4 protein-coding genes are annotated in these 2,802 nt (G+C 71.7%); 2 read left to right on the forward strand and 2 right to left on the reverse strand.

Annotation, left to right across the window (positions count from 1 at the left end):
- Both RMN98_RS00650 and RMN98_RS00655 read left to right on the forward strand, forming a co-directional pair.
- A partial coding sequence (locus RMN98_RS00650; protein WP_309646869.1) for a ferritin-like domain-containing protein occupies positions 1-282 on the forward strand: 282 nt, incomplete at its 5' end.
- Positions 283-333: 51 nt separating this feature from the next.
- Entirely contained in the window at positions 334-1,212 is an 879-nt protein-coding gene (locus RMN98_RS00655; protein ID WP_309646870.1) for an alpha/beta hydrolase, read from the forward strand.
- Between the two features lie 10 nt (positions 1,213-1,222).
- Here RMN98_RS00655 and RMN98_RS00660 read toward each other — a convergent pair whose 3' ends face one another.
- Both RMN98_RS00660 and RMN98_RS00665 read right to left on the reverse strand, forming a co-directional pair.
- On the reverse strand, positions 1,223-2,134 hold the full coding sequence (locus RMN98_RS00660; protein ID WP_309646871.1) for a crotonase/enoyl-CoA hydratase family protein: 912 nt from the start codon (positions 2,132-2,134) through the stop codon (positions 1,223-1,225).
- 22 nt (positions 2,135-2,156) lie between these two features.
- Positions 2,157-2,802: LCP family protein (locus RMN98_RS00665; RefSeq protein ID WP_309646872.1), on the reverse strand; the 646-nt coding region annotated here is incomplete at its 5' end.

Below are 2,802 nucleotides of genomic sequence, written 5' to 3' on the forward strand. Positions count from 1 at the left end.
CCCAACCTGCAGCGCCTCGGCGCCATCACCGTGGGGGAGTCGCCCCAGGAGATGCTGCGGCTGGCCCACGAGAGCGAGAAGGCCGCGGTGGCGCAGTTCAACGCCAGCGCCAAGGAGTGCCACGACCTCGGGGACCACGGCAGCGCCGCGATCTTCGAGGAGATGGTCCGCGACGAGGAGAGCCACGCCGACTGGTTCGAGGGCCAGCTCGACGCCATCGCCCACGTCGGCGTGCCGCAGTACCTCGCCCAGCAGATCGACAGCTCCGGCCCCGGCGCCTGATCCTGCCCGGTTCGCCCCCTCGCGTCCCGCTCGGCCCCTAGGGTCGGCACCATGCGCGAGGACATCACCTTCACGTCGTACGGCGTCACCTGCCGCGGCTGGTTCTACCCGGCCCAGGGTGCCGAGGCCCGGTCGCCCGGGCCCTGCGTGGTCATGGCCCACGGCCTGGCCGCGGTCAAGGAGATGCGTCTCGACGCCTACGCCGAGCGGTTCGCCGCTGCCGGGCTGAGCGTCCTGGTCTTCGACTACCGCCACTTCGGCTCCAGCGACGGCCGGCCCCGCCAGCTGCTCGACATCGGACGCCAGCACCAGGACTGGGGCAACGCCGTCGCCTACGCCCGGTCGCGGCCCGAGGTCGACGCGGACCGGGTGGCGCTGTGGGGCTCCTCGCTCTCCGGCGGCCACGTCATGGCGGTGGCCCGCACGGTCGCGCCGGCCTGCGTGGTCTCCCAGGTCCCGCACGTCAGTGGCCCGATGTCGACCAAGGAGCTCGGCGCGCGCGGCGTGGCCCGGCTGGTGCCCCACGGCCTGCGCGACCTCGCCCGGGCTGCTCGCCGCAAGGAGCCGCACTACATCCCCGCGGCCGGACGTCCCGGCGATCTCGCGATCATGACGGCACCGGAGGCGATGGAGTACCTCGACCTCGCACCCGACGGCTTCGACGACCGGGTCGCGGCCCGGTTCGCGCTGGCCATCGGTCTCTACTCACCCGGCCGGGCGCTGCGCCACCTCACCGTCCCCGTGCTGGTCCAGGTCGGCCTCCGCGACCGGACCACCCCGCCCCACCCGGCCATCGCGGTCGCGGAGAAGGCGCCCACGGCCCGGGTGAGCAGCTACGACGTCGGCCACTTCACGCCGTACACGGGGGAGATGTTCGAGACCTTCGTGGCCGAGCAGACCGCGTTCCTGCGCGAGCACCTGACCCGCTGAGGGGTCCGGCTCACTCCTGCCAGGGGTAGAACGGCGGCATGTCGTTGGTGGTGCTGTCGTAGGACGGGTCGCGCTTCTCTCGGAACGACGCCACGCCCTCCTTGCCGTCGGCGACCGAGGTGTAGAACATCGCCAACGAGTCCACGCGGTGCGCCTCGATCGGGTGCGGCTGGGCGGAGTTGCGGTACATCATCTGCCGCGCCAGCGCGGTGGCCACGGGCGAGCGGTTCGCGGTGAACTTCCGCGCCAGCGCCTGAGCAGCGGGCAGTAGGTCGTCGGGCTCGTGCACCGAGCGGACCAGGCCGACCTCGTGGGCGGCGTCGCCGTCGAGGATGTCGGCCGAGTAGACGAGCTCGAGCGCCCGGCTGATGCCCACGATGCGTGGCAGGAACCACGTCGAGCAGGCCTCGGGCACGATGCCGATCTTGCCGAAGACGAAGCCGATGCGGGCCTTCGTCGAGGCCAGGCGGACGTCCATGGCGAGCGTCATGGTGGCGCCGATGCCGACCGCGGCTCCGTTGATGGCGCCGATGACCGGCTTGGTGCAGGCGTAGATCGCGAGCGTCACGCGGCCCCCGGTGTCACGCACCCCGTCGAGGACCTCAGGGTCGTCGAGACGGTCCTGCAGGTCGTCCATCGTGGGCCGCTGGGTCTCGTCGAGCCCGAAGACGTTGCCCTCGACCGACAGGTCCATGCCCGCGCAGAAGGCGCGTCCGCGGCCGGTGACGACCACCGCGGCGACGTCGTCGTCGCTGCTGGCGCGCTCGAAGGCCGCCACGAGCTCCTCGGCCATCTGCACGGTGAAGGCGTTGAGCGCATCAGGCCGGTCCAGGGTGAGGGTGAGGACGCCGTCGTCGCCCACGGAGTAGTCGAGCGTCTCGTAGGCCGAGCCGGGGGTGGACGCGCTGGTCTGGCTGGACATGTGCCGCCTTCGGTGGGGAGGGTTACTGGGGCAGGCCGGTGGGCGAGCAGAGGTCGCGCCCGATGTCGTCGGTGCGGTCCTCGCGGATCGCCGCGAACCTCCGCGGCGCTCGCTCGGCGTCCCAGTTGACGACCAGGTCGGCGATCGGCACGCCGCAGGTGAGTCCGTTCTCGCCGTTCACCCGCGTCATGGCGAGGGCGAAGCGGGCGGCGTCGAAGGGGCCGGTGCCCTCGCTGACCTTCACCGCCCCGGCGCCGCCGAACATCACGCGCCAGTAGCGGATCGGGTTGACGATGGTCTTCCACGAGACCACCTCGCTGCCGATCGCGGCCACGACCTCGCGCTGGTTCTTGGCCCGGTCGATGTCGCCGTTGGTCTGGGTCTTGCGGGTGCGGGCGTAGCCGAGGGCGGTCTCGCCGTCCGCCTCCTGGCAGCCCTCCTCGACCTCGAGCTCCGCATCGGGGTCGTTGAGCGCCTTGGTCGGGCAGATCTCGACGCCGCCGACGGCGTCGACGATGTCGACGAAACCGGTGAACCCGATCTCGACGTAGTGGTCGATGCGGATGTCGGTCTCGGACTCGATCGTGCGGGTCAGCAGCTTCGGCCCGCCGAAGGCGAAGGCGGCGTTGAGCTTGTTGGTGCCCCGGTCGGGGATGTCGACGACGGAG

This window comes from Nocardioides sp. (assembly GCF_031397825.1).
Classification (GTDB): Bacteria; Actinomycetota; Actinomycetes; order Propionibacteriales; family Nocardioidaceae; genus Nocardioides.

Bases quoted from the DNA above. Each gene is read 5' to 3' on its own strand.
- RMN98_RS00655 (WP_309646870.1), top strand. From the start codon at position 334: ATGCGCGAGGACATCACCTTCACGTCGTACGGCGTCACCTGCCGCGGC.
- RMN98_RS00660 (WP_309646871.1), bottom strand. From the start codon at position 2,134: ATGTCCAGCCAGACCAGCGCGTCCACCCCCGGCTCGGCCTACGAGACG.